The sequence below is a fragment of the Actinoplanes sp. 13 genome (assembly GCF_056134165.1).
Map to the genome: position 1 here is coordinate 1 of NZ_JBVYOQ010000051.1, position 24,417 is coordinate 24,417.

General features: G+C 70.9%; 27 protein-coding genes. 16 read left to right on the plus strand and 11 right to left on the minus strand.

Going from position 1 to position 24,417, the window contains the following annotated elements; all coding sequences use genetic code 11:
• Positions 1-370 precede the first annotated feature (370 nt).
• The 5 genes from AC0NH5_RS42055 to AC0NH5_RS42075 form a co-directional block, all read right to left on the minus strand.
• Entirely contained in the window at positions 371-562 is a 192-nt protein-coding gene (locus AC0NH5_RS42055) for a DUF5703 family protein (RefSeq protein WP_378028823.1), read from the minus strand.
• A gap of 5 nt (positions 563-567) precedes the next feature.
• Positions 568-1,617: a hypothetical protein gene (locus AC0NH5_RS42060; RefSeq protein ID WP_474413884.1), complete on the minus strand. Its 1,050-nt coding sequence runs from the start codon at positions 1,615-1,617 to the stop codon at positions 568-570.
• Positions 1,618-1,681: 64 nt separating this feature from the next.
• The gene (locus tag AC0NH5_RS42065) at positions 1,682-2,323 is read right to left on the minus strand and encodes a response regulator (protein WP_474413886.1); all 642 of its coding nucleotides are present in this window, start codon (positions 2,321-2,323) and stop codon (positions 1,682-1,684) included.
• Positions 2,320-3,405, minus strand: coding sequence for a sensor histidine kinase (locus tag AC0NH5_RS42070; RefSeq protein ID WP_474413888.1), 1,086 nt, complete (start codon positions 3,403-3,405; stop codon positions 2,320-2,322). The genes AC0NH5_RS42065 and AC0NH5_RS42070 overlap by 4 nt, the downstream gene beginning before the upstream one ends.
• 55 nt (positions 3,406-3,460) lie before the next feature.
• Positions 3,461-4,456 carry an aldo/keto reductase gene (locus AC0NH5_RS42075; RefSeq protein WP_474413890.1) on the minus strand — a complete coding sequence of 332 codons (996 nt, stop codon included), beginning with the start codon at positions 4,454-4,456 and terminating at the stop codon, positions 3,461-3,463.
• Between the two features lie 132 nt (positions 4,457-4,588).
• Between AC0NH5_RS42075 and AC0NH5_RS42080 the strand changes: the two genes are divergently transcribed.
• The 6 genes from AC0NH5_RS42080 to AC0NH5_RS42105 all read left to right on the plus strand — a co-directional run bounded on the left by AC0NH5_RS42080 (position 4,589) and on the right by AC0NH5_RS42105 (position 9,800).
• Positions 4,589-5,641, plus strand: coding sequence for an LLM class F420-dependent oxidoreductase (locus AC0NH5_RS42080; RefSeq protein WP_474413892.1), 1,053 nt, complete (start codon positions 4,589-4,591; stop codon positions 5,639-5,641).
• Positions 5,641-6,333 (plus strand): MSMEG_4193 family putative phosphomutase, encoded by a 693-nt coding sequence (locus AC0NH5_RS42085; protein WP_474413894.1) that lies wholly within the window; start codon positions 5,641-5,643, stop codon positions 6,331-6,333. Before AC0NH5_RS42080 ends, AC0NH5_RS42085 begins: the two co-directional genes overlap by 1 nt.
• A gap of 109 nt (positions 6,334-6,442) precedes the next feature.
• Complete coding sequence (locus AC0NH5_RS42090) at positions 6,443-7,051, plus strand: DUF3090 domain-containing protein (protein ID WP_474413897.1); 609 nt, start codon at positions 6,443-6,445, stop codon at positions 7,049-7,051.
• A gap of 62 nt (positions 7,052-7,113) precedes the next feature.
• Complete coding sequence (locus AC0NH5_RS42095; protein ID WP_474413938.1) at positions 7,114-7,863, plus strand: SCO1664 family protein; 750 nt, start codon at positions 7,114-7,116, stop codon at positions 7,861-7,863.
• A gap of 72 nt (positions 7,864-7,935) precedes the next feature.
• A complete protein-coding gene (gene mshC, locus AC0NH5_RS42100) occupies positions 7,936-9,180 on the plus strand; it encodes a cysteine--1-D-myo-inosityl 2-amino-2-deoxy-alpha-D-glucopyranoside ligase (protein ID WP_474413900.1) in 1,245 nt (414 codons plus the stop codon).
• A 236-nt stretch (positions 9,181-9,416) separates the two neighbouring features.
• Entirely contained in the window at positions 9,417-9,800 is a 384-nt protein-coding gene (locus tag AC0NH5_RS42105) for a hypothetical protein (protein ID WP_474413903.1), read from the plus strand.
• 82 nt (positions 9,801-9,882) lie between these two features.
• Here AC0NH5_RS42105 and AC0NH5_RS42110 read toward each other — a convergent pair whose 3' ends face one another.
• Positions 9,883-10,539, minus strand: a complete 657-nt coding sequence (locus tag AC0NH5_RS42110) for a response regulator (protein ID WP_474413905.1) — start codon at positions 10,537-10,539, stop codon at positions 9,883-9,885.
• Complete coding sequence (locus tag AC0NH5_RS42115; protein ID WP_474413908.1) at positions 10,536-11,690, minus strand: sensor histidine kinase; 1,155 nt, start codon at positions 11,688-11,690, stop codon at positions 10,536-10,538. The genes AC0NH5_RS42110 and AC0NH5_RS42115 overlap by 4 nt, the downstream gene beginning before the upstream one ends.
• Before the next feature lie 156 nt (positions 11,691-11,846).
• Between AC0NH5_RS42115 and AC0NH5_RS42120 the strand changes: the two genes are divergently transcribed.
• Complete coding sequence (locus AC0NH5_RS42120; RefSeq protein WP_474413911.1) at positions 11,847-13,133, plus strand: hypothetical protein; 1,287 nt, start codon at positions 11,847-11,849, stop codon at positions 13,131-13,133.
• A 260-nt stretch (positions 13,134-13,393) separates the two neighbouring features.
• Here the strand turns inward: AC0NH5_RS42120 and AC0NH5_RS42125 are convergent, their stop codons facing one another.
• Positions 13,394-14,053, minus strand: a complete 660-nt coding sequence (locus AC0NH5_RS42125) for a response regulator (RefSeq protein WP_474413940.1) — start codon at positions 14,051-14,053, stop codon at positions 13,394-13,396.
• Between the two features lie 170 nt (positions 14,054-14,223).
• Entirely contained in the window at positions 14,224-15,360 is a 1,137-nt protein-coding gene (locus AC0NH5_RS42130; RefSeq protein ID WP_474413913.1) for a sensor histidine kinase, read from the minus strand.
• Between the two features lie 109 nt (positions 15,361-15,469).
• On the opposite strand from AC0NH5_RS42130, the gene AC0NH5_RS42135 reads away from it, so the two are divergent.
• Complete coding sequence (locus tag AC0NH5_RS42135) at positions 15,470-16,903, plus strand: alpha/beta fold hydrolase (protein ID WP_474413915.1); 1,434 nt, start codon at positions 15,470-15,472, stop codon at positions 16,901-16,903.
• Positions 16,904-16,910: 7 nt separating this feature from the next.
• On the opposite strand, the gene AC0NH5_RS42140 is transcribed toward AC0NH5_RS42135, so the two are convergent.
• Positions 16,911-17,702: a GntR family transcriptional regulator gene (locus AC0NH5_RS42140; RefSeq protein ID WP_474413918.1), complete on the minus strand. Its 792-nt coding sequence runs from the start codon at positions 17,700-17,702 to the stop codon at positions 16,911-16,913.
• Between the two features lie 340 nt (positions 17,703-18,042).
• Between AC0NH5_RS42140 and AC0NH5_RS42145 the strand changes: the two genes are divergently transcribed.
• From AC0NH5_RS42145 to AC0NH5_RS42165, 5 genes are all read left to right on the plus strand, one after another.
• On the plus strand, positions 18,043-18,453 hold the full coding sequence (locus AC0NH5_RS42145) for a DUF6232 family protein (protein WP_474413920.1): 411 nt from the start codon (positions 18,043-18,045) through the stop codon (positions 18,451-18,453).
• A 218-nt stretch (positions 18,454-18,671) separates the two neighbouring features.
• The gene (locus AC0NH5_RS42150) at positions 18,672-19,559 is read left to right on the plus strand and encodes a helix-turn-helix domain-containing protein (protein WP_474413923.1); all 888 of its coding nucleotides are present in this window, start codon (positions 18,672-18,674) and stop codon (positions 19,557-19,559) included.
• A gap of 200 nt (positions 19,560-19,759) precedes the next feature.
• Complete coding sequence (locus AC0NH5_RS42155; protein WP_474413942.1) at positions 19,760-19,954, plus strand: DUF397 domain-containing protein; 195 nt, start codon at positions 19,760-19,762, stop codon at positions 19,952-19,954.
• 126 nt (positions 19,955-20,080) lie between these two features.
• Positions 20,081-20,290, plus strand: a complete 210-nt coding sequence (locus AC0NH5_RS42160) for a DUF397 domain-containing protein (protein WP_474413925.1) — start codon at positions 20,081-20,083, stop codon at positions 20,288-20,290.
• An 843-nt stretch (positions 20,291-21,133) separates the two neighbouring features.
• Positions 21,134-21,316 (plus strand): DUF397 domain-containing protein, encoded by a 183-nt coding sequence (locus AC0NH5_RS42165; protein ID WP_474413945.1) that lies wholly within the window; start codon positions 21,134-21,136, stop codon positions 21,314-21,316.
• A gap of 37 nt (positions 21,317-21,353) precedes the next feature.
• Here AC0NH5_RS42165 and AC0NH5_RS42170 read toward each other — a convergent pair whose 3' ends face one another.
• A complete protein-coding gene (locus AC0NH5_RS42170; RefSeq protein ID WP_474413928.1) occupies positions 21,354-22,223 on the minus strand; it encodes a PAC2 family protein in 870 nt (289 codons plus the stop codon).
• A 117-nt stretch (positions 22,224-22,340) separates the two neighbouring features.
• On the opposite strand from AC0NH5_RS42170, the gene AC0NH5_RS42175 reads away from it, so the two are divergent.
• From AC0NH5_RS42175 to AC0NH5_RS42185, 3 genes are all read left to right on the plus strand, one after another.
• The gene (locus tag AC0NH5_RS42175; protein WP_474413930.1) at positions 22,341-22,997 is read left to right on the plus strand and encodes a hypothetical protein; all 657 of its coding nucleotides are present in this window, start codon (positions 22,341-22,343) and stop codon (positions 22,995-22,997) included.
• A gap of 79 nt (positions 22,998-23,076) precedes the next feature.
• Positions 23,077-23,412, plus strand: a complete 336-nt coding sequence (locus AC0NH5_RS42180; protein WP_474413933.1) for an ArsR/SmtB family transcription factor — start codon at positions 23,077-23,079, stop codon at positions 23,410-23,412.
• A gap of 33 nt (positions 23,413-23,445) precedes the next feature.
• On the plus strand, positions 23,446-23,886 hold the full coding sequence (locus tag AC0NH5_RS42185) for an SRPBCC family protein (protein WP_474413935.1): 441 nt from the start codon (positions 23,446-23,448) through the stop codon (positions 23,884-23,886).
• The last annotated feature ends 531 nt before the right edge of the window (positions 23,887-24,417 follow it).

Here is a 24,417-nt window from a genome sequence, read left to right on the forward strand (position 1 = left end):
TTCGCCTTCGGCTCGCGGGGCATCGCGCCCTTCGGGGCCGGCGTCGAGGCCACCGAAATCACCCACGGCTTCGCCTAGCTGATTTCGGCGTCCTCGACGCCGGCGGGCGCGATGCGACTCTGGTTGCGCTTCAACCGGGTCGAGCGGTGGATGGCGCGGTGTCTGTCGCACAGCGAGAAGCCCGTCCGGGGTGACCCGGGCGGGCTTCGGTGGTTTCGGCCGGCAATGCGGCGGGGTGGGCGCCCGGAATGCGGCGTCGGCAAGGCGGGGCGGGCGATCCCGGGCAGCGGGGAGTCGCTCCCGGGCTCGGGGGTCTGACCGGCCAGGGAGCGGAAGCAGGAAGCCCGCCCGGTGCGCCCGGGCGGGCTTCTCAGTAGCTCAGATTCGGCTGGGGCGTGGGCTGGACCCGCCGCCGCAGCATCACCTTGCGGGTGCCGTCGCGGAAGAGCTGGACGGTGGCCAGTTCCCAGCCGGAGAACTCGGCCTGGATGGCGAGCTGCGCCGCCGCGGTCAGACGATCGACATTCGAAGGCAACCGGAGCGGCGCGTATTCGTAGTCCATGCGAACTAATATGCTCCCGCGCGGGATTTCGGCACCAGTCCCGGAGCAACATCACACTCCGGGCAGGTGTCCCGGCGGCGCAGGTGGTACGCGTACGCCGCGCCGCCCAGGGCGACCGCCCACAGCGGCCACAGCATCATCGGCAGCCGGGCCAGGAAGTCCTGTCCCTCGAAAAGCGCCTCCGAGCCTGTCGCGGTCAGCATCGACACCGACCCGGAAAGTACGAAGACCGAGACCAGGCCGGCCGGGACGGTGGCCAGCTTGATCGGGACCCGGCGGCCGGCCAGGCCGAGCATCCAGCGCGGGAACACCTCGCCCCAGCGCTGGATCAACCCGAGCGTCAGCACCGACCCGGCCAGGGCGAACGATCCGAGCCCGACGCCGGCCCAGACCAGTCCGGTGCGGTGCATCTCGTCGAGGAACTCGGGTGTGATGCCGAACGGGACGCCGAACGCCCAGGCGATGCGGACCGCGGCATACAGCGCCGGGATGATCGCCGCGGTCCAGGCCGCGATCCGCCCCCAGCGGGTCACGGCGGTGGGTGACACCGGGCCGCCGCAGGCCTCGCAGTCCTGCCGGACCCGCCGGTTCCAGAGCAGCGCGGCCCGGCCGATCAGCAATCCGCCGGCGATCGACCAGACCATGGCGGCCAGCGGCCAGGTGAAGATGGTGCTGTAGTCGACCGGCGGCCAGCCCCACGGCAGCCCGCCGATCATCATGGGCAGGTAACCGGCGAACGTCAGCACCCGGCCGTCCGGCACCACTGCGAGCAGGGCGGCGACGACCAGGCCGAGGTAACCGAGCAGGACCGGGCGGACGAGCCGGTGCGGCCGGTCGGTGCCGGCCATCGCGAGCAGCGCGATCGCCGCGGTGAGCAGCACGCCGGCGAAGAGCGGGGCGCCGATCTCCGGGTCCAGGGCGCGCAGCGGGCTGGCCGAGTTGCGCTCGTCGCCCGGCCCGAACGGGAAGCCCTGCCCGAGGATCGCCGCGGTCAGCGCGAGGGTTCCGGTGCCGGCGGCCCATCCGGCCGCCACCAACTGTGCCGTGTTCTTCATACCGTCCACGCTCGCGGACCCGGGAGCGCGGCGGATCCCCGTGCGGAGGGGACGCAGCCCCTCGCTAGAGGGAGACGAAGCCCGACTTGTACGCCGCCACGACCGCCTGCGTCCGGTCCCGCACCCCGAGTTTGCCCAGGATGTTCGCGACGTGCGACTTGATCGTCTCGACGCCGAGCACCAGCCGTCCGGCGATCTCCGCGTTGGACAGCCCGTCGGCCATCAACGTCAGCACCTCGGCCTCCCGCGCGGTCAGGTCGGCTGCCCCGACCCGGCCGTCCGGTTTCCCGTACGACGCCGCGAGCCGCCGCACCGCCTCCGGGAAGAGCAGCGAGTCACCGCGCGCGACCACCCGGACCGCTTCGACGATCTGCTCCGGCCGGGCACGCTTGAGCAGGAACCCGGAAGCGCCCGCCCGGAGCGCCTCATAGACGTACTCGTCGTTGGCGAAGGTGGTCACCACCAGCACCTTGGGGGCGTCCGCGGGATAGCGGTCGAGGAGCAGCCGGGTGGCCTGGATGCCGTCGAGCCGTGGCATGCGTACATCCATCAGAACGACGTCCGGCCGCAGCCGGACCGCCGCCTGGACCACGTCGGCGCCGTCGGTGACCTCGCCGACCACCGTGAGGTCCGGCTCGGCGCCGAGGATGGCCCGCAGGCCGGCCCGCACCAGGTCGTCGTCGTCGACGAGCAGCACCCCGGTCACGGCCGGCCCACCGGCAGCCGTGCGGCGACCCGCCAGGTCTCCCCGTCCGGTCCCGCCGTGAGTGTGCCGCCCAGCAGCCTGACCCGTTCCCGCATGCCTTCGATCCCCCGTCCTCCGCCGGTCCGCCGCGCGGCGTGTGCCGCGCGCGGGTTGACCACCTCGATCACCAGGTCCCCGTCCTCCCGGATGCGCAGCGTCGCCCGGCCGGCGCCGTGCCGCGCGGCGTTGGTCAGCGCCTCCTGCACGATCCGGAACGCCTCTCGGGACACCGGCGCCGGCACCCCGTCCACCGCCATGACCTCGGCGTCCACGTCGCCACCGAGCAGTCGGCCGAGATCGTCCAGGGTCGGCGCCGGAGCCGGGCCGGTGGCCTCGTCGCGCAGGATCCCGAGCACCGCGTCCAGTTCCTCGGCCGCGGACCGCCCGGTGTCCTCGATCGCGGTGAGCGCCTGCCGGGCGAAGTCGGGGTTCTTGTCGAACACCGCCCGCGCCGCGCCCGCCTGCAGCGTCATCGCGGTGATCGCGTGTCCGACCGAGTCGTGCAGCTCGCGGGCCAGCCGGTTGCGCTCGGCCAGCCGTCGTTCCCGGTCCCGCAGTTCGGCGTCCTTCTCGGCGGCCGACGGGCCGAGCAGCACCGGCGCCATCGTCGCGGCGAGCCGGCCCAGCCCGGCGGTGACGTAGATCGAGGCGATCAGCACCACCGGGCCGAACGGCAGCCACCACCAGCTCGGCTCGGTGCCCGGCCCCTCGCCCTGGACCAGCGCGAGCACGCCGACCGGCATCGCGACCAGCACCAGCGAGCCGATCACCACGCCGGTGAGCAGGTGCAGTCCGAACCAGAGCGCGGCGCGCAGCCGGGTCTCCAGCTCCAGCGGGCGGTCCCGGTCGTGGCCGGGCAACTCGACGCCGAGCAGGGACCGGGCCGCGGCGATCTCCAGCTCGCGGGTGCCGCCGAGGAACGGCGGGATCAGCGTGATCGTGGCGGCGAGGGCCAGGATGACGAGCATGCCGGGCCGTCCGCCGGTCTCGGTGACCGTCTGGACGAGCAGGGCGACCCCCATGGCGTACGGGAGAGCCAGCACCGCCCCCAGCAGGAGGAAGACGGCGCGCCGGTACGTCGCCGGGTCGGTCAGGGGTCTAACGATCGCCGTGCGGATGGCCCGCGCCCTCCCGTTCCGGGTAGCCGACGTCGATCGCGGAGACGTCGTCGAGGGCGAAGGCGATCTCCGGTGGCAGCGTGAGCTGCTCGCTGCGCAGGGCGCCCTCGAGCTGCCCGGCGGTGCGGGCGCCGAGGATCGGGGCGGCCACCCCGGGACGGTCCCTTATCCAGGCCAGCGCGACCTCGAGCGGCGAGACGCCGAGGCCGCCCGCCGCGGTCACCACCGCCTCGACGATGCTGGAGCTGCGCGGTTCCAGGTAGTGCTGCACGAACGGGGCCATGTGCTCGGAGGCCGCCCGCGAGTCGAGCGGCCGGCCGTTGCGGTATTTCCCGGTGAGCACGCCCCGGCCGAGGGGCGACCAGGCCAGCACGCCGAAGCCGAGCGCTGCCGCGGCCGGCAGCAGTTCGCGTTCGATGCCGCGCTCGACCAGCGAATATTCCATCTGGGCGGCCACGATCGGGGCCCGCCCGGGGTACGCCGACTGCCAGGTCGCGGCCCGGGTGGTCTGCCAGGCGGCGAAGTTGGAGACGCCGACGTAACGGACCCGGCCGCTGGAGACGGCGTGGTCGAGGGCGGCCAGGGTCTCCTCGAACGGGGTCTGCACGTCGAACCCGTGGACCTGCCACAGGTCCACGTAATCGGTGCCGAGCCGGCGCAGCGAGGCGTCCAGCGAGCGCAGCAGGTTGCCGCGGGAGCCGTCGCGGGCCCGGTAGCGGTGCGGGGTCAGCCCGGCCTTGGTCGCGATCACCACCTCGTCGCGCGGCACCAGATGATCCAGCAGGGACCCGATCACCGCCTCGGCGTCACCGTCGCCGTAGACGTCGGCGGTGTCGATCAGCGTCCCGCCGGCCTCGAGAAAGATCTTGAGTTGGTCGGCCGCGTCGTCCGGGTCGGTGTCCCGTCCCCAGGTCATGGTGCCGAGAGCGAGCCGCGAGACCGCTAGCCCGCTTCGGCCGAGCGGTCGCTGATGCATGAGTGAACCTTATTCAGAGTGCTTCGTCCGCGAAATGGTCAAGCCCTGCTGTGCTGCGTCGGTTACCGGACCGAAACCCCGATGTCGCCGATCAGTAGGCTGGCACCGACCACAAGATCTCGGGAGGGGCACGTGCGGCTCGGACTCAGCCTCGGTTACCAGACAGCGTGGAGCACGCCCGCCGATCATCTCGCCATGGCACAGGAGGCCGACCGGCTCGGTTACTCGGTGGTCTGGGCCGCCGAGGCGTACGGCTCGGACACCGTCAGCATGCTCGCCTGGATGGCCGGGCAGACCGAGCGGATCGACCTGGGCGCCGCCGTCATGCAGATCCCGGCGCGCACCCCGGCGATGACGGCGATGACCGCCGCCACCATCGACACCCTCTCCGGCGGCCGGTTCCGCCTCGGCCTCGGCGTCTCCGGCCCGCAGGTCTCCGAGGGCTGGCACGGCGTCCCGTTCGCCAAGCCGCTCGGCCGCACCCGGGAGTACGTCGACATCGTCCGGATGGCGCTGCGCCGCGACCCGGTGTCGTACGCGGGAGAGCACTACACGCTGCCGCTGCCCGATGGCGCCGGCAAGGCGATCAAGCTGGGCTTCCACCCACCCCGCGCCGAGGTGCCGATCTATCTGGCCGCGGTCGGCCCGAAGAACCTGGAGCTGGCCGGCGAGATCGGCGACGGCTGGCTGGCCATCTTCTTCGCCCCGGACGCGGCCGGCGACCACCTGAGCCACATCACCCGGGGCCGCGAGAAGCGGGGCCTGAGCCTGGACGGCTTCGACGTGGCGGCGACCGTGCCGGTGGTCCTCGGCGACGACCTGGCCGCGTGCGCCGACGTGATCCGGTGGTACGCGGCGCTGTACATCGGCGGGATGGGCAGCCGGGAACAGAACTTCTACAACAAGCTGGCGGTCCGGATGGGTTACGCCGCCGAGGCGAAGCAGGTCCAGGACCTCTATCTGTCCAAGCAGGTCGCCGAGGCGGCCGCCGCGGTGCCGCAGGAGTTCATCGAGCGCACCTCGATCATCGGCGGCAAGGAGCAGGTGATCAAGCGGCTGCGGGAGTACGCGGCGGCCGGCGTCGGCACACTGTCGATCAGCCCGTACGTCGGTGACCTGGACGGCGGCGTGCAGACGCTGCGGACGGTCGCCGAGGCGTTCCACGAGTCCGGTCTGGCCGGCTAGTGGCCACCGTCCTGCTGCTGCGGCACGGCCGCACCACCGCCAACGCGTCCGGCTCGCTGGCCGGCCGGCTGCCCGTCGAGCTCGACGACGCCGGGCGCGCCCAGGCCGCCCGGGTCGGCGAGCGCCTGCGTGACCTGCCGCTGGCCGCGGTCGTGAGCAGCCCGCTGGTGCGCTGCCGGCAGACCGTCGAGCTGGCCCTGCCGGGCGTGACGCCGGTGACCGACGACGGGCTGATCGAGTGCGGGTACGGCGACTGGGAGGGTCACCCGCTCAAGGATCTGTCCGGGGACCCGCTCTGGCCGGTCGTCCAGCAGCACCCCAGCGCGGTGGTGTTCCCGGGCGGCGAGGCGATGGCGGCGATGTCGGCGCGGGCGGTCGCGGCGGTCCGGGCCTGGGACGCCCGGGTCACGGCCGAGCACGGGCCGGAGGCGATCTGGCTGGCGTGCAGCCACGGCGATGTGATCAAGGCCATCGCCGCCGACGCGCTGGGCCTGCACCTCGACGAGTTCCAGCGGATCGTCGCCGACCCGGCGTCGATCACCGTGATCCGGTACACCCCGACGCGGCCCTTCGTGGTCCGGCTCAACGAAACCGGTGAACTGGGCTCTCTCGTACCCCGCAAGACCCAGGAGCGGGAGCCGGCCGCGCAGAGCGACGCGGCAGTGGGTGGAGGCGCCGGAGGCGGCGTGTGACTCACGCACAGTGATGGGACTGTAGTCGCAGCGTGCGCCCTTTGCGCCCTCGGCGAACCCGCCCGGGTGACCCGCGCGGTCCGTCGCCGTGATGGCTAGGGTTGTCTTCATGACCCACCAAGTGCATTCCTTCGAGCCGCCGGAGCGGTTCGTGGCCGGGACGGTGGGCGAGCCGGGGGACCGCACTTTCTTCCTCCAGGCCCGCGGCGGTGGCCGGGTCGTCAGTGTCGCCCTGGAGAAGGTCCAGGTGTCGCTGCTCGCCGAGAAGCTCGAGGAGCTGCTCCTCGAGGCGAACAAGCGGTTCGGCGTGACGCTGCCCGAGACGTCCCTGCCGGCCGGGCACGACAACGAGCCGCTGGACACCCCGGTGGACGAGGAGTTCCGCGTCGGCACCCTGGGCCTGGCCTTCGACGTGGACACCGGCACCGTGGTGATCGAGGCGATCGAGGCCGGTGAGCCCGAGGCCGACCTCTCCGGCGACCCGCTCTCCGACGACCCGCTCTCCGACGACGAAGCGGACGACGACGAGCCGGACGACGACGAGCCGGACGACGATCTGGACCGGCTGCGGGTCCGGCTGACCCCCGAGGCGACCCGCGCGTTCATCGACCGGGCCCGTCGCGTGGTGGCCGCCGGCCGGCCGCCGTGCCCGCTCTGCGGCCAGCCGCTCGACCCGGCCGGCCACCTCTGCCCCCGGCACAACGGTTACCACCGGTGACGGCAGAGCCCACCGCTGTGCTCGCCGAGGCGGACGCCCTGGAACTCCTCGGTCAGGGCCGGATGGAGATAGAGGGGCGTCTGGTCGACGCCTCCAACACCACCCTGCGCGCCGAGATCAGCCTCAACGGGCTGACTCGGCGCTGTGTCTACAAGCCGGTCCGCGGCGAGCGCCCGCTCTGGGACTTCCCGGACGGCACCCTGGCCGGCCGCGAGGTCTCGGCGTTCCTGGTCTCCCGGGCCACCGGCTGGGACCTGGTGCCGCCGACGATCCTGCGGGACGGGCCGCTCGGGCCGGGCGCGCTGCAGCTCTGGATCGACGAGCCGGAGGACGCCCCCGGCCTGATCGGCTTCGTGCCCGCCTACGACGTGCCCGCCGGCTGGTTCCCGGTGGCCGCGGCCCGCGACGACGACGGTGACGCCTACGCGCTGGCGCACGCGGACGACCCCCGGCTGGCCCGGCTGGCGGTCTTCGACGCAGTGATCAACAACGCCGACCGCAAGGGTGGGCACGTCCTCTACCCGTCCACCGGCGCGGTGCACGGCGTCGACCACGGCGTCAGCTTCCACGTGGAGAACAAGCTGCGCACGGTGCTGTGGGGCTGGACCGGGCGCCCGCTGCCGGACGACGCCGTCGAGGTGCTGAACCGGCTCCGCGAGGACCTGGACGGTGGCCTCGGTGAGGCGCTGGAGGAGCACCTGACCGTCACCGAGGTGCAGCACGTCGGCCTGCGGGTGAAGCGGCTGCTGCGGGCCTGCCGGTTCCCGAAGCCGCCGACCGACTGGCCGGCCATCCCGTGGCCACCGATCTGAGAGTCCGTCCGGCTCCATAATTTAGATCACGCTCCCGGGCTGCGCCGCGGCGGCGCTGGATAGGCTCCGGACATGGACGCTTGGACCGGGCACGAGATCCCCCGCCTGCCGGACACGCCGGGGCGCTCCCCGCTGCGGCTCTACGACACGGCGCGGGCCTCGGTGCAGCCCAGCTCGCCGGTGTCGGCGGCGACGATGTACGTCTGCGGCATCACCCCGTACGACGCGACCCACCTCGGGCACGCCGCCACGATGATCGCGTTCGACCTGGTCAACCGGATGTGGCGGGACGCCGGCCACGACGTGCGGTACGTGCAGAACGTCACCGACATCGACGATCCGCTGCTGGAGCGGGCGCAGCGCGACGGCGAGGACTGGGTGGTCCTGGCGATGCGGGAGACCGCGCTGTTCCGGGAGGACATGGAGGCGCTGCGGATCATCCCGCCGGCGCACTACGTGGGCGCCGTCGAGTCCATCCCGAAGATCGTCGCGCACGTGGTCTCGCTCGTCTCGTCGGGCGCCGCGTACCGGCTGGACGACGGCACCGGCGACGTGTACTTCGACATCAGCACGGCACCCCACTTCGGCTACGAGTCGCACCTGTCCCGGGCCGAGATGATGACGCTGTCGGCGGAGCGCGGCGGTGACCCGGAGCGCGAGGGCAAGCGTGACCCGCTCGACCCGCTGCTGTGGCGCGGCGCCCGCGAGGGCGAGCCGGTGTGGGACGGCGGCGAGCTCGGCCCCGGGCGTCCCGGCTGGCACATCGAGTGCGCCACCATCGCGCTGGACCTGCTCGGTGACACCATCGACGTGCAGGGTGGCGGCAGCGACCTGCTCTACCCGCACCACGAGTGCTCGGCGGCGCACGCCGAGGTGCTCACCGGCGCGGCGCCGTTCGCCCGGCACTACTCGCACGCCGGCATGATCGGCCTGGACGGCGAGAAGATGTCCAAGTCCCGCGGCAACCTGGTGTTCGTGTCGCGTCTGCGCGGCGACGGCGTGGACCCGATGGCGGTGCGCCTGGGCCTGCTCTCCGGGCACTACCGCGCCGACCGGGACTGGACCGACGAGGTGCTGAAGGGCGGCCTGCAGCGGCTGGCGCGCTGGCGTGAGGCGGCCGAGGCGCCGTCCGGCCCGTCCGGGCCTGGTCTGCTGGGCGCGGTGCGCGCGGCGCTGGGCGACGATCTCGACACGCCGGGCGTGTTGACCCTGGTGGACGCGTGGGCCGAGGCGGCGCTGTCCGGGGCCGGCGACGACCCCGATTCGCCGGCGTTGATGGCGCAAACGGTGAATGCCCTGCTCGGAGTGCGTTTGTAAGGGCTGTTCCCGGCCCCCGCCCACGGTTGTGGGCGGGGGCATTTTCTGTTTTATGAACAGACTTATTCGCATTTGGTAGCCACTGCCCCGCCGGACCATAACTCGTCATTGCCGGGGCGGGAGCAAATACGACTAAATCTTGACCGATCGTATTTTCTGCCTCAAAATCCGGAGAAATTGGGCCGCCGTTCCGACAGACTCTTCCTCGACACACCAAACGTCCGAAAGGAAATATCATGCGTCGTACGGCTCTGTACCTCGGCGGTCTCCTCCTCGCCACCGGCGCGAGCCTGGCCATGGCCGGCCCGGCCGCGGCTGCCGACACCTGCCGTAAGAACTGTGACCGCGGTGACGCGGTCGCCGTCGTCCGCGATGTCCGGCCGGCTCCGGTCGTCATCTACAGCGACGACGACGACTGCTGGTACGACCGGTCCTCCGGCCTGCGCGTCCTCGACTTCGACGACGACCGCTACTACCTGGCCGGCGGTGGCTACCGCACGTACCGTTCGCACGGCTACAGCGGCTACGGTGACTTCGAGGACAACAACATCATCAGCCAGAGCAACAGCCAGAGCGGGTTCATCAACACCAACCTGCAGCTGGCCGGCATCTTCGACTGATCCTCGGTCGACAGGTACCACCACCCGAACCCGGGACGCCTTCGCGGTGTCCCGGGTTCGCCCGTTTCCATTTATCGGACGTTTATCGGCCGCCGGCGCGCACCAATCCCGACTCGTACGCGTAAACCACCGCCTGCACCCGGTCGCGTAGTCCGAGTTTCATCAGCACCCGCGCCACATGCGTCTTCACCGTCGCCTCGCCGACCGTGAGCGCCGCCGCGATCTCCGGGTTCGACATTCCCCGGGCCATCAGACGCAGCACATCCGCCTCGCGGGGTGTCAGATCGTTCAGTTCCGGCGGCGGCGCCGGACCCGGTCGCCCGGCGAACGCGGAGATCACCCGGGTGGTCACCGCCGGGTCGAGCAGCGCCTCGCCGGCCGCCACCACCCGGATCGCCGTGATCAGATGCTCCGGCGAGGAGACCTTCAGCAGGAAGCCGCTGGCCCCGGCCTGCAACGCGCGGTACAGGTTCTCGTCGGTGTCGAACGTGGTGAGCACGATGACACGCGGCGGGGCGGGCGCGGCCAGCAGCGTGCGGGTGGCGGCCAGCCCGTCCTGACGCGGCATGGCGATGTCCATCAGCACCACGTCCGGCCGCAGCCGCCGGGCCACCGTGACCGCCTCCACGCCGTCGCTCGCCTCGCCGACGACGTTCATGTCCGGCTCGGTCTCTATCACCATGCGCAGGCCGGCCCGCAGCATCCGCTGATCGTCCGCGATCACCACGCTGATCGTCACCGGACCACCCCGTCCGCCGTCGTGGCGGCCACCGGCAGCCGGGCCGACACCCGGAAACCGCCGCCGTCGCGCGGACCGGCGTGGAACTCGCCGCCGAACAGGGTGACCCGCTCGCGCATCCCGATCAGACCCTGCCCGCCTTCCGCGGGCGCCGCCGCGGGCCCGTCGTCCACCACGGTCAGGCACAGGCCGTCGGGCCGGAAGTCCACGGTGAGCTCCGCCCGGCCGGCGTGCGCGTGCCGCAGCACGTTGGTCAGCGCCTCCTGCACGATCCGGTACGCCGACAGGTCGACCGCCGGGAGCAGCGGCAACGGCTCACCCGTGCGGGTGACCCGCACGTCGAGACCGGCCTCCCGGACCTGGCTCACCAGGTCGTCCAGGCGCTCCAGGCCGACCGGCGGCTGGGCGGCGGCATCACCACCACCCCGCAGCAGCCCGAGGGTACGGCGCAACTCGGTCACCGCCTCCCGCCCCGACGACTCGATGCTGTGCAGCAGTTGCGGGTCGACGTCCAGTCCCGCGTCCAGGCGCCGCCGGACCACACCGGCCTGGATCACCATGACCGTCACGCTGTGCGCCACCATGTCGTGCAGCTCGCGGGCGATCCGGACCCGCTCCTCCATGACCGCCTCGCGGGCCTGCCGCTCCCGGAACGACGCCCGCACGCCCGCCGCCTCGGCGAGCCGCTGCGCCTGCACCGCGACCACCGCCCCGAGGACGTACGGCGCCACCGGGATGAAGATGTCCACCATCGGGTCCTCCGGGTTGAACCCGTAGTACATCCCCACGGTGAACCCGATCGCCGCGACGCCGAGCCAGGACCGCACGGTCCGCCGGAACGGCGGCACCCACCGCCCCACCGTGTACGCGCAGATGATCATCGCGACGACCTGCCACAGCCGAAAGTTGATCGTCTGCTCGCCGGCGATCGTGGCCTCTACGTAGAAAAGGTCGATCACCGCGAGCGCGTTCGGAATCATCGCGAGCAGCGGGATCAGCCGCCGCACGAGGACCAGCAGCGTGAACCCGGCCAGCGCGACCGGCCACCAGGCGCCGGGCATGCCGATCAGCAGCTCCTCGAGCAGCGCGAACGCCGCGAATCCGGCGGCCACCGCCACGTCCGTGCGGCGGATCCGATCGAGTAGGGGCACGGCACCGAAAATACGGGCCGGCGCGGCGGGCCGGACCCACCCCGAGGATGACACCGTGTCCGCCGCGCGGGGGAGACCCGGTCACTCCTGGTACGGGTTACGCCGCGACCGCACGTTCGTACCGTTCCCCCCGTCCGTTGGAGAAGGGGAGCAATGATGTGGCGTAAAGCAGCGGCCGCGTGCCTGGTGGCCGCACCGATCGCACTGGCGGTTTCGACCGGGGTGGACCCGGCGCTGGGCGAGAACCAGGGTTACGGCGTGTACCGGCAGCATCCCGGGGCGGTGCAGGCCCATTCGCTCCTGCTGCACTGGGCGTGGGCACTGTTCGTACCCGGCCTGCTCGGTCTTCTTGCCCCGATCCGGCAGCGCGGCGCGGTCCTGGCGCGCATCGCCTGGATCGCGGTGATCCTCGGCCTGATCACGTTCTCCGCGCTGATGGCCAACGACTTCTTCCTGCTCGCCCTGGAGCAGACCCTGCCGGACGCGCAGGTGCAGGCCGTCGACGAGAAGTTCCTCAGCCTGAGCGTGACCGTCGCCGGCTGGCAATGGCCCGGCCTGATCGGCTGGGGCCTGGCGTTGATCCTCACCCCGCTGGCGGCGGCCCGCGGCGGCGTGATCAGCTGGTGGATCGCGGGGGCGGCGCTGGTGGGGACCGCGCTGTACTTCGCGTTCGCGATCTCGCCGGTGCCGCTCTGCCTGCTCGGGCCGGTCGTTCTGGTCGGCGCTTACGGCGCTGCCGGCTGGCGCCTGATCCACCCGGCTCCCGCCTCCGCTGTCGCTGCGGCTTCGCCTTCGTTGCCGGCTCAGCCGGACTCCTTCGGGGACTTCCGGCGGCGCTTCGGTCTTTTTTGCCTGTACGCGGCCCCGGTCTCGTTCGCAGCCGGCATGGCAACGGTGCCGGACTGGTCCGGCGACATCGCGGACAGTGTGGCGAGCCCCGTCCAGACCCAGGTCAGCGCGCTGTTCCTGCACTACGCCTGGGTGCTGTTCGTCCCCGCCGTGCTGGTCGTCGCAACCCGTGCGAACCGTTTCACCCAGGTCGCGGCCGGCATCACCGTGCTCGCCCTGATCCACTTCAGCGGCCTGATGGTCGGGGACAGCGCCGACCTCGCCGCCCGGCAGGTCCTCGACGCCGCCACCGCCGACCGGGTGAGCGAGACGATGGGCGGCTATGCCGCGTTCGCGTTCGGATGGGCACTGCCCGGCATGGCGCTGAGCCTGCTCGGCCTGATCGCGGTGGCCGTCGGCGCCACGGTGAGCCACCTGACCCGCTGGTGGACCGCGGCCCTGGTGGTGGCGGGCATCGTCGCCTTCCTCACCCTCGGACTCGGCCCGATCGGCGTCACCGGTCCGCTGCTGCTCCTGGCCGGTTTCGCCCTCCTCGCCCGTGACCTGAACCGCCCGGCTCCGGCCCCCACCGCCCCCACTCCGGTCCCCGCCTGAACCACCCCAGTCGGCTCGCGGTGCTGTCCCGCTCGTGCCGGCGCAGCTCTGGCCGCCGTCTTCTGTGTGAAGTTGAGGTGCGAATCGAGCCGCAACTTCACACGCTGCCGGCCGCACCCGGCCGGCTGTCGGGACCGGGCCGGTCGGGGGAGCTGCCTCGTGGGGGTGAGGCAGTCCGGGAGCCGTCCGCGGGAAGGCCGGCCGGTCACGGAAGTCGCTTCGGGGGGCGTCGCGGCGGACGTGACCGGCCGGCGCCCGGCTCAGACGAGTTCGGCGTCGTGGACCAGCAGGGCGATCTGCACGCGGTTGTTCAGGTCCAGCTTCACCAGGATCCGGGACACGTGCCCCTTCACCGTGGGCAGGCCGACACCCAGCTCGGCCCCGATCTCGGCGTTGGACCGCCCGTGCCCGAGCAGCACCGCCACCTCGGTCTCCCGCTCGGTGAGCAGGGCCAGCCGCTCCCGGGCCCGGGCACGCCGGCTGCCCGCCTGCGGGTCGGCGACGTGATCGATCAGCCGTCTGATCACGGTGGGGGAGAGGCTGGCCGCGCCACCCGCCACCGACCGCACCGCCGCCAGGATCTCCCGCGGCGGCGTGTCCTTCAGCAGGAAACCGCCGGCGCCGCCGCGCAGCGCCTCCAGCACGTATTCGTCCGCGTCGAACGTGGTCAACACGATCACCTGCGGCGCGCCTGGCCGGGACCGGATCCGCCGGGTGGCGACGAGACCGTCCACGTCCGGCATCCGGATGTCCATCAGGATGACGTCCGGCCAGTGCGCGTCCGCCACCGTGATCGCATGGGCGCCGTCGCCGGCCTCGGCCACGACCTCGATGTCCGGCGACCCGCCGACCAGGATCCGCAAACCGGCCCGCACCAGCGGATCATCGTCCACGATGGCCAGCCGGATGGGCCGCTCCAGCGGCGGCGGCTGCTGCGACAGCTCCGACGACAACGGCTGTGGCTGTGGCTGCGACGTCTGCGGCTGTGGCTGCGACGGCGACAGCTGCGGCTGCTGCTGCTGGGACGGCTGCGGCCGCGGTTGCGGCTGCGAGGGCTGCCGCTGCGGCGGCTGAGGCTCGGCGGGGTGCGTCACGCCGGCCACGGCAGCTCGGCCTCGAGGCGGAACTCGTCCTGCTCGGGCCCGTACCGAACCGCGCCCCCGGCGAGCGCCACCCGCTCCCCGATGCCGACGAGTCCCCGCCCGGAGCCACGGGCGTGTGCTTCGCGCGTACCCGCGAAGGGGTTGGTGATCGTGATGCGCAGACCGTGACCGGCCTCGCCGGCCAGGCGCACCGAGGCGGCCGGCCGCGAACCGTGCCGGCGGGCGTTGGTCAGGCCCTCCTGGACGATCCGATAGGCGGCGCGGCCCAGCATCACCGGCGGCCCGTCGACCGCCACCGTGGTTGTGTATTCGACCGCCATGCCGGCCGCCCGCGCGCTCTCCACCAGGGCCGGCATGTCGGCGAGCCCGGGTTGGGGCGGTTCCGGCCGGCTGCTGGGCACGCCGATCACCGCGCGCAGCTCCTCCAGGGCCTCGCGCGCGCTGGAGCGGATGGCGCCCGCGGCGAGGCCGAGTTCGTCGGGGGAGACCTGGCCGCGCACCTCCAGGGCGCCCGCGTGCAGGCTGATCAGCGACATGCGATGGGCGAGCACGTCGTGCATCTCGCGGGCGATCCGGGCACGCTCAGTGTGCTTGGCCTGCTCCTCGCGGCGTGCCGCCTGGTCGCGGAGCGAGGCGGTGAGCCGCCGGTAGGCCTGCATGAACAGGCCCCAGCCGAGAGCCGCCGCAGTCACCACAGAACGCACCAGCAGGTCCACCCAGACGTCGGCGGCCGGGTCGTCGTGCAACCCGAAATAGATCACCCCGGTGCCCACGTTGACGGCTCCGAGCAGCAACAACACCGGCAGGCGGAGGCGGATCGCGGCGCTGAACAGGGCCAGCACGATCGCCCCGGTGGCCATGATGGAGATCGCGCCGAACGGCAGCAGCGCGACCGTCAGGCCGAGCGGATGGCGGCGCCGCAGCCCCAGCGCCACGACGCAGGCCAGTCCCACCGCGACATCCGCCTGCCAGGGGAGCAGCGCACCAGGCCCGGTGGCATCGCCCAAGGTGAGCATCGTCGCGCCGTACCCGAGGGCGAGCGTGCCGACGATCGCGTCGGCCAGCCGGTTGCGGGCCGGTGCCCGCGCACCGTCGGGGCCGGGCACCAGCAGGGCGAAGAGCATGCGGAAAGCCTAGGGAACCGGCGGCCGGCGGGGCAGATACCAAAGTAGGGCCCGGCACGGTTCCGCCGGCCGGTGTGCGGGCGGGGAGCTCCGGGCCATCCTCGGCGTCATGACATCGACATCGCTGTTCGGCCGGGCAACGCGACGTGCCGGGATCCGTGGGCCGGTCGCATTGCTGCTGGCCGTCGGGTGGGGCGTGCTCGCGGCCTGGTGGACGCCGCGCGGCCCGCTGACCAACGCCGACGCGCTGTGGTCGATGGTGATCAGCGCGGCGGTGGGCGTCAGCGCCGGCCGGGCGACGCGGTCACGCTGGGCGATCCTGGTGACCCCGCTGCTGTACGCGACAGCGCTCGAACTCGCTCGGGCAGGCGTGCCCGGCCCCACCGTGGACGCGCCGCACGCCAGCGCGTTCGGGGCGGTGGCGCTGGTCACCGGGCGCGGGGTGCACGGGTTGCTGTCGCTGCTGCCGTTGGCGGTCGGCGCGGCGTGGGGGTGTGCCGGCACCGGTCGTGGCCCGCGGGGGCGGCTACGGCTGGTGTCGGCCCGCGTGCTCCTGGGCTCGGCCACAGTGCTGCTGGCCGCGGTGGCGGTGCTGGCCGCGATCCCGGCGCGGACGGCAGCCGTGCCCGGTGGTGTGGCCGAACTGACCATGGTCGGTGATCTGCGGGTCATGATCCGGGGCGCCGTCCCGTCCCGTCCGGTGCTGCTGTTCGTCCCGGGCACGCCGGGCGGCTCGGAGGTGGGGGCGATGCGGCGGCGGCTGGCCGCGCTGGAGCAGCACTTCGTGGTCGCCACCCTGGACCGGCGCGGCGGGGGAGGGTCGGCCGCGGCGCTCGACCCGACGTCGGCGGCGACCGTGGACGGCGGCGTGAACGACATCCTGGCCGTCACCGATCACCTGAGGGAGCGTTTCAGCCGGGCGAAGATCTATCTGCTCGCGTTCTCGGGCGGCTCGGTGCTCGGGGCGCTGGCGGCTCACCGGGCGCCCACGAAATATCTCGCCTACATCGGCACGGGACAGGCTGTCGATCTGCGGGCCAGCGACGAGATCTTCTATGCCGACGTCCTGGCGTGGGCCCGCTCCACCGGGCGTTCCGGCGTGGTCGCCCAGCTGGAGGCGCAGGGGCCGCCGCCGTACCCGGACTTCTGGCCCTACGAGCCGTTGATGCTTCACGAGAACGCGGCGTACGGCCTTGAGGCACCACCGTTCGATCTCGGCGTCCCCGAGTTCACGATGCTGCAACGGGCGCACACGCTGAGCACGGTGCTGGACACCTGGAGCGTCCTCTATCCCCGTATGCAGGGTGTCGACCTGCGGCGGGACGTGCCGCGACTGGCGGTCCCGGCGTACTTCGTGCAGGGCGAGCGGGAGATGCGCGGGCTGGCCGAGGTGTTCGCCTCGTGGCAGGCGACGCTGACGGCGCCGGACAAGCGGGTGGAGGTGATCGCGGGCGCCGGGCACCGGGCCATGTTCGAGAAGCCGGACGAGTTCGTGGCCGTCCTTCGTGACCTCGTCCGCAGCTCGGGCTCCTCCCCGGCCTGACCGCCGCTCAGGCCAGGCTCAGTCCCGGATCCGGGTCGGGATCCGGGGCGGGCGCCGGGATCTTGTATTCCTCGGTGAGCGTGGTCATCGGCCCCGGCCAGGTCGCCTGGGCCACCTCGATCGGCTTGCGGGTCTCGTCGAAGGCGACGTGCAGCAGGTGCAGCACCGGCGTGTCCGGGCGGATCTGCAGGATCTCCGCCTCCTCGCGGCTGGGCTGCCGGGCGCTGATCGTGTCCGTCGCCGCGGCGTAGCGCCGGCCGAGCACCTCCTCCGCCTCCTGATAGAGCGGACGGCCGAACGCCTCCACCCGTTCCAGGGAGGTGCCGCTGACGTCGGTGACCCGGAACCACGAGGCGCCGACTTCGACGGTCGCTTCATCGGTACGAACCACGTGCCGCCGGACCAGCAACTCGCTGCCGTCGCGCACCCCGAACGCGTCGGCCACCTCGGGCGGCGCCGGCTCCCGGCCGACGCTCACGAGTTGCTGCCGATAGCGTGCGGCCAGGTCGGCGTGGTACCCGCGGCGCGCGCCGTACCGGCCGCGCGACAGACGGTTCAACCGCCGGCGGGTGCCTCGCACGTACGTACCCGAACCGGGTTTGGTGATCAAGATGCCCTCGACCCGCAGCTGGTCGACGGTGCGCTGGACGGTCTGCTTCGCGACGCCGAACATCTCCGCCATGGCCGGGATGGACGGCAGCCGCTCGCCCGGCTGCCAGTCGCCCCGCCGGATCCGTTCCCGCAGCTGCGTCGCGATCTGCCGATGCGGGAACTCCGCCGCTCCCGGGTTGACTGTCATCCCGACCTCCCAGCCGTTAGCTAGGTTCCTAGGATGCCGTACGCGCTGTGTCGGGGCGTCAGCGACACGCCGATCGTCCTAACTGCTGTACAGCAGATAGACATATAGCGATCATGCCTACTCCCGGACATACTGTCGTTACAGCGGGTGGACCTCTGTCCCATTCATCATCACGAAAGCCGCCGCAAAGAAGAACGGCGGCATCCAGCTGCAACTGGATGCCGCCCAAGGTCCAGCCTCCTGAGGAGGGGACTCACTCATCTTCAATCCTTCACCCCATCCCCTCCGTCGGCAAGTCCCGTCTTGCTCCGTCGGCAAGTCCCGTCTGGGGAGGGGTCAGGTGCTGGAGTTCTATCGCGGGTCGAAAGCCCGCATCACGACCGACTACTTCGAACTCAGAGGCCTCAACGCGCGCCGCTTCGCCCTCGCGCGGATGAGCTCCGTCCGGGTGGCCCGCAGCGAGCGCCGCTGCACCGGCGAGCGCCCGTTCCTCGGCGTCTCCGCCCTGGTCGCGGGCCTGGTGGTGGTGCCGGTGGTCGGACCGGTGTCCCGCCTGCTGGCCTGCCTGATCGTGGCCGTCCTGGTCGTCCAATCGCTGTACCTGCTGTGGCCGCGGCGGGTGCGGTGGCAGTTGGTGGCCGTCTATCAGGGCGAGGCGGTAGTCGTCTTCACCTCGGCCAACCGCCAAGAGTTCGAGCAGGTCTGCCGCGGCTTGCAGAGATGCCTGGAGTATCGGCGCGACCTCAGCTGACTGCCGTACCGCAGACAGGCCCCCTCGGCGCCTTCCCGAAACTCGGGAGGGTGCCGATGTCGTGCGGGAGGTTCACGGTGGTCGCCGGGAGTGCTACTTTGCTATCAGCTATGTCGCAGATTGAATTACAGCTGATTTTGAAGGCGTTGATCCGCTGATAAGGCCGCTCCACTGATGTACGGCTGAAACTTCTGCATCCGGCCGGGAAACGGGATGGCATGGTTGCCATGCACGGAGAACCACCCGCCGTTGCGAGGCGGCGTGTCCGCTTCGCTCTCCGCAACTACCGCCAGGCTCTGGATCTCAATCAGACCGAGGTCGGCAGACGTCTCGGCTGGTCCCTCTCCAAGGTGCAGAGGATAGAAGGCGGCGAGGTCGGCGTCTCGGTCACTGATCTGCGCGCTCTGCTCCAGTTGTACGGAGTGGACGATCAGGACGAGATCGAGCGGCTGGTCGAGGACGCCAAGGTCTCCCGCCGGCAACGGTGGTACGAAGCTCCGGAGTACCGGAAACACCTGACCAAGAGTCTTCGCCAGCTTATCCAGTTCGAGTCCGAGGCCACTGTCATACATGCCTTCCAGCCAGTCGTGGTGCCGGGTGTGCTGCAGACGCCCGACTTCGCGGAGGTGGTGCTGAACTGGTGGGGCGACGCGCTACTGACGGAGGATGATCGTCGCGTCCGGCATGACGTCCGGATGCTGCGCCGCCGGCAGACCGTGGAACGAGCGAACGGTCCCGACTACTACCTCATCCTGGACGAGTCGGTTCTCATGCGCGGCCCGGGCGGACCGCAGATCATGGCAGAACAGTTGGACGTCCTGGAGAAGTTCTCGCGACGGCCGCGGATGCACATCCGGGTCCTCCCACTGTCAAGGGGCGCGCCCGGAAACGCGATCGGACCTTTCCAAATCCTCCAGCTGGACCCGGTTGTCGTCGATGACTCGGTGGTGTACAGGGAGTTCTTCAACCGTGACAGCGTGACTCACGATCCCGCCGAGATCCAATTCCACCGCGCGGTGTTCGATAAACTCTGGGCGCTCTGTCTTGATGAGGAGGCCAGTCGGCTTGTCATGCAGGCCGAACTGGCCGGGCGTCGACGTCCTTGACTGTTGCCGGTCGCGTGTGTCTCTGGCTGCCACCCCCCGTGTTCAGCATCAGTCACATCACAGATAGCATGTTATTTGATAGCAAATCTGACCCGGCAGCACGGGGCGGAGTCCTTGACTGCGGTGAGCGCGCAACGGACGGCCGTCCGTTGCGTCCTGTAGATTGGTGAGGCTCATCGATGTCAGGGAACCAGCAGGCGATGGTGCCTGTCTTGGGGTGGACGCGGAGTTCGGCCTGTGCTGACGGCGCGTGCGTGGAGGTGGCGTTGCTCGCCGGCGGTTCAGTGGGTCTGCGCGACGCGAAGAACCCGGAACAGCCTCACCTCTCCATCGGTCATGCCGATTGGGTGGCCTTCCTTGATGCGGTGACCGCGGGGGAGTACGAAGACTCCTAGCGTGGCGCTACGGCGTCACCAGCCCGTCGAACGACGGAGCTTCACGTTGTGCCGATGCGGCATCATCGTCCCTAACGATCGTTCACGCCACGTACATTCAAGGGTGTCGACGAAAGGGGATGGGCGATGGCTGCTTCGGGCAATGGCCGACCGCTTGATTGGAGGCGCAGTCGATACTGCGCCGATGCGGCATGCGTTGAGGTCACCGCTGATGGTGACGGGGGCGTTCTCGTCCGAGACGGGAAGTCCCCGGACGGCCCGGTGCTTGGTTTTCCTTCGGAGAGCTGGAAGAATTTTCTGTCGGCCGTCAACGAAGGGCGTTTCGCCGACTGGTGAGGACGACTTCGCTGATGGCTGGAAGCGTCGGCGCGGTTCATGGAGTGTTGGTGGGCCGCCCGATGTTGCCTCGTCACCGCATATATCGGCGGAGAATAATACCGGTCTTGCCATAAGACTCGCTGACCTGGTGGAATTCTCGTAGACCGAGCGAGGGGCTGTCACCGCTGCACGACAGTCGGCGATGCAATGGTGCCGAGCGCCGAAGCCTATTCCAGTACTGGTTGCGCCGGGATTGTTGCAATTTTGCGCCCGCCGACGGTTTGCTATGACGGTAGGCTTCGCGATGATGAGTGCTGTCGGGGCAACGCTCTCCTCGACTTCGCTGGCGTGTCGATATGACCGACAAGGGCAACAGCTTTGTTCTGTTTGCTGCCTTTTGGGCTTCACGGCCGGTCGACGAGCCGACTGACAGGTGCCGTGATCTTGCGCTCGGCGTCCCGGCAGAGGTGCACGTGCATCCGGGACTTGTCCTATTCGTACGGGGGACTGCTGTCGCCACCTGAGTGACTGTACGAGTGTGAGGCGACCGAGACCAGGTACGATAGGGATGCTTTTTCGCGCAGCCTGTGAACATCCGCTGCTGAACTTTTGCTCAGCCATTCAGGATCCGGGTCCCTCCGTGTGAACGCGGGTCGGACCCTCGCCGTTTGATGAGGTCGCTTCTTCCGGCTTCGTGCGTTCTGAGATGTGGAAACCGTTCATCTGGGTGCTTGCCGGGTTCGCTTTACGTTGCGAAATCTCGGGTGAAGGACTGCGCTCGGCTCGGCTGCCTCAGTGGCGCGGTTCCTGTCGTCTTTGCAACGAGAAAGGATATCCGTGGAAGAGGACCTACAGGCGTCCGTGTGTTGGACGCGAAGCTCGTTCTGTGCTGACATCGTCTGCGTGGAGGTTGCGGAGCTCGGCGGCGACCGCGTCGGGATCCGTGATGCGAAGAATCGGCACCGGCCGCACCTGTCCGTCGACCGCGAAGACTGGCACGGGTTCCTCGACGAGATTGTCGCGGGTGGCTACGGAAACCTCTAGGGAAGGGTGAGGCCCCGCTGTGGCGGGGCCCCACCGATCACCAGGAGCCGGCCGTGGGGCCCGCCGACCCGCCCCGCCGCCGCAAGTACTTCTCGAACTCGCTGGCGATCTCGTCACCCGTCAACGGCTGGATCCCCGCGTCACCCACGCGCTCCTCCAGCTCCCGCACGTACTCCCCGAGCTCCGCGTCCTGCTCCGCTGCGGCCCGGACCCGCTTCTCCCACTCGTCTGCCTGCTCCGCCAGGTCGGCCATCGGCACCGGCAGGTCGAGCACGTCCTCGATGCGGCTCAGCAGCGCCAGCGTCGCCTTGGGGCACGGCGGGTTGTTCGCGTAGTGCGGCACGTGCACCCAGAACGACAACGCGTCCAGTTCGGCCCGGCCGGCCGCCTCGTGCAGGACGCCGACGATGCCGGTGGGGCCGTCGTAGCGGGTCGGCACCACCTTGTACCGTTCGGCCATCTCGCGGTCCGAGGCGCTGCCGCTGATCGGCAACGGCCGGGTGTACGGCACGTCGGCGAGCAGCGCGCCGAGCAGGACGATGCGGCTGACCTCGAGGCTGTGGCAGATCTCGAGGACCGACTCGCAGAACGTGCGCCACCGCATGCTCGGCTCGATGCCGCGGATCAGCACCACGTCGCGTTCGGCGCCGGGCGGGCTGGCCACCATGAACCTCGTGGTCGGCCACTCGATCTTGCGGGTCTCACCTTCGGCCATGGTGACGGTGGGCCGGCTGACCTGGAAGTCGTAGAAATCCTCGGGGTCGATGCTGGTGACCTCGCGGGCCTCCCAGACCTGTTCGAGGTGTTCCACGGCCGCGGTCGAAGCGTCCGCCGCGTCGTTCCAGCCCTCGAAGGCGGCGATGGCCACGGGGGAGCGGAGCAGCGGAAGGCCGTCGAACTCAGTCATGGGAGACAGCCTACGTGCGAGGCCTGGCAGGCACCCGTCGGCGTGCTCGGTGTGCCGCGGCACGGCCTTTCCCGGTGTCCACCCCCGGAAACGGAGGAATGTGAGCATAATCCGCATATGGCAGACCACGGACGGCGCATCAGCCACGAGGACAACGCCGCCCGCGCCACCGGTGCCGACCGCACCGGCCGGCACGGCATACCCGGTGAAGGTGTTCCCGGGGCCGGCCATGTCAGTTACGTCCTGGGCCCCACCGACGACACGATCAGCTTCATCCAGGCGCGCGGCATGTTCTACGTGACCACGCTCTGGGTGCTGGCCGCCTGCTGGGTGCCCATGCTCGCGATCACCGTGCTGCTCAAGATGGCCGCCGGTTATCGGCCCGCCGCCGGCGACATCGTGCTCTACGCCGAAGCCACGCTGATCGTCCCGGCCGTGGTGGCGGCCCTGGTCCTGTTGCTGTTCTGGCGCCGGCTCGGCTGGCTGCACACGTCCGTGCACGGCATCGACTTCGCCGCCACCGGGCGCCGGCCGGTGCATCTGCCCTGGTCCGGGATCGCTTCGGTGGCGCTGCACGGCCGGGGGCCGTTCACCGAGCTGGTGATCACGCCGGTCGGCGTGGACTACGTCACCGTGCTGCCCGGACGGGGCGGTGCACCACGGGTGCGCAGGCGGGGCACCGAGACCGCGTACGTCGTCGACGTCGGCCTGATGTCTCCCGGCCCCGAGGTGCTCATCGCGGAGCTGCACCGCCGGATCCCCAGCAAGGTCTGAGAACGACCCGAACAAAGCTTGACACCTTCCGGGGCCCGGTCTAGCTTTTAACCGATCCGTTAATTAACCGGAGGGTTAAATGCCCGATCGGCTCAGCGTCATCTTCGCGGCCCTCGCCGACCCCACCCGCCGCGCCATCCTCGCGCGGCTCGCCGAGGGCGAGGCGACCGTGAACGAGCTCGCCGAGCCGTTCGCCATCAGCCTCCCCGCGATCTCCCGGCACCTGAAGGTCCTGGAGAACGCGGGCCTCATCTCGCGCAGCCGCTCCGCCCAATGGCGATCCAGCCGTCTGGAGGCCGAGCCGCTGCGCGAGGCCACCGCGTGGATGGAGCGGTACCGCCGCTTCTGGGACGACAACTTCACCCGCCTGGACGCGCACCTCAAGCGCCTGCAGGACGGCGAACCCCCGAGCTGAACCGGCCCGGCCGGTCACGACCAAGGAGAGCACATGACCGATCTCGTCATCACCCGTGTCTTCGACGCACCCCGCGCGCTGGTCTACCGCGCGTTCACCGACCCCGACCAGCTCGCCGCCTGGTTCGGGCCGGTCGGCTGGAGCGTGCCCCGCGACTCCGTCGACATCGACCTGCGCGTCGGCGGCCACCAGCGCTTCACCATGGTCAACGACGAGGACCCGGCGATGAGCTCACCGCAGAACGCCACCTTCACCGAGGTGATCGAGAACGAGCTGCTGGTCGGCGAGGAGTCCGTCGCCCACATCCCCGAGTTCGGCGCCGAGCGGCTGCGCCTGCGCATCGAGTTCCACGACGAACCGGACGGCCGCACCCGCCTGGTCCTCACCCAGAGCCCGTTCCCGGAGGCGATGGCCGACGGCGCCCGCGAAGGCTGGGGCTCCAGCTTCACCAAGCTCGACAAGATCCTGAGCTGACTGCTCCAACCCCTTTTGTCGTACGAACGACGTTCGTCCCCGCCGAATCCAAACCGTCCCGGGCCTACCCGGCGACCTGCTGCAACTCCAGGCCGCAGCGCCCGCATCCGGGCTGGAGCGGTCCACAACCCACCCGCCGCTCCGCGCCGCAACCCACCCCGCCGCTCCGCGCCGCAACCCACCCCGCCGCTCCGCGCCGCAACCCCCACCCGCCGCTCCGCGCCGCAACCCCCACCCCGGCGCTCCGCGCCGCAACCCACCCCGGCGCTCCGCGCCACGAACCCACAAGCGTGTGAAGTTCGGGTCCGTATCGGACCCGAACTTCACACACTTGGTTGGCTCTCGCCGCACGGCCGCACGGCCGCACGGCGGCACGGCCGCACGGCGGCGTTGCTTGCGCCGGCCGCGGCGGCGTTGCCTGCGCCGCCCGTGGCGCTTGCGCCCGTCCAGCGGCGCCTGCGCCGCCCGTGGCGCTTGCGCCCGTCCAGCGGCGCCTGCGCCGCCCGTGGCGCTTGCGCCCGTCCAGCGGCG

Bases quoted from the DNA above. Each gene is read 5' to 3' on its own strand.
- AC0NH5_RS42140 (WP_474413918.1), bottom strand. From the start codon at position 17,702: ATGACAGTCAACCCGGGAGCGGCGGAGTTCCCGCATCGGCAGATCGCG.
- AC0NH5_RS42075 (WP_474413890.1), bottom strand. From the start codon at position 4,456: ATGCATCAGCGACCGCTCGGCCGAAGCGGGCTAGCGGTCTCGCGGCTC.
- AC0NH5_RS42095 (WP_474413938.1), top strand. From the start codon at position 7,114: ATGGAGATAGAGGGGCGTCTGGTCGACGCCTCCAACACCACCCTGCGC.
- AC0NH5_RS42170 (WP_474413928.1), bottom strand. From the start codon at position 22,223: ATGACTGAGTTCGACGGCCTTCCGCTGCTCCGCTCCCCCGTGGCCATC.
- AC0NH5_RS42180 (WP_474413933.1), top strand. From the start codon at position 23,077: ATGCCCGATCGGCTCAGCGTCATCTTCGCGGCCCTCGCCGACCCCACC.
- AC0NH5_RS42175 (WP_474413930.1), top strand. From the start codon at position 22,341: ATGGCAGACCACGGACGGCGCATCAGCCACGAGGACAACGCCGCCCGC.
- AC0NH5_RS42130 (WP_474413913.1), bottom strand. From the start codon at position 15,360: ATGCTCTTCGCCCTGCTGGTGCCCGGCCCCGACGGTGCGCGGGCACCG.
- AC0NH5_RS42160 (WP_474413925.1), top strand. From the start codon at position 20,081: ATGGCTGCTTCGGGCAATGGCCGACCGCTTGATTGGAGGCGCAGTCGA.
- AC0NH5_RS42185 (WP_474413935.1), top strand. From the start codon at position 23,446: ATGACCGATCTCGTCATCACCCGTGTCTTCGACGCACCCCGCGCGCTG.
- AC0NH5_RS42155 (WP_474413942.1), top strand. From the start codon at position 19,760: ATGGTGCCTGTCTTGGGGTGGACGCGGAGTTCGGCCTGTGCTGACGGC.
- mshC (WP_474413900.1), top strand. From the start codon at position 7,936: ATGGACGCTTGGACCGGGCACGAGATCCCCCGCCTGCCGGACACGCCG.
- AC0NH5_RS42150 (WP_474413923.1), top strand. From the start codon at position 18,672: ATGGTTGCCATGCACGGAGAACCACCCGCCGTTGCGAGGCGGCGTGTC.
- AC0NH5_RS42055 (WP_378028823.1), bottom strand. From the start codon at position 562: ATGGACTACGAATACGCGCCGCTCCGGTTGCCTTCGAATGTCGATCGT.
- AC0NH5_RS42060 (WP_474413884.1), bottom strand. From the start codon at position 1,617: ATGAAGAACACGGCACAGTTGGTGGCGGCCGGATGGGCCGCCGGCACC.
- AC0NH5_RS42135 (WP_474413915.1), top strand. From the start codon at position 15,470: ATGACATCGACATCGCTGTTCGGCCGGGCAACGCGACGTGCCGGGATC.
- AC0NH5_RS42120 (WP_474413911.1), top strand. From the start codon at position 11,847: ATGTGGCGTAAAGCAGCGGCCGCGTGCCTGGTGGCCGCACCGATCGCA.
- AC0NH5_RS42090 (WP_474413897.1), top strand. From the start codon at position 6,443: ATGACCCACCAAGTGCATTCCTTCGAGCCGCCGGAGCGGTTCGTGGCC.
- AC0NH5_RS42105 (WP_474413903.1), top strand. From the start codon at position 9,417: ATGCGTCGTACGGCTCTGTACCTCGGCGGTCTCCTCCTCGCCACCGGC.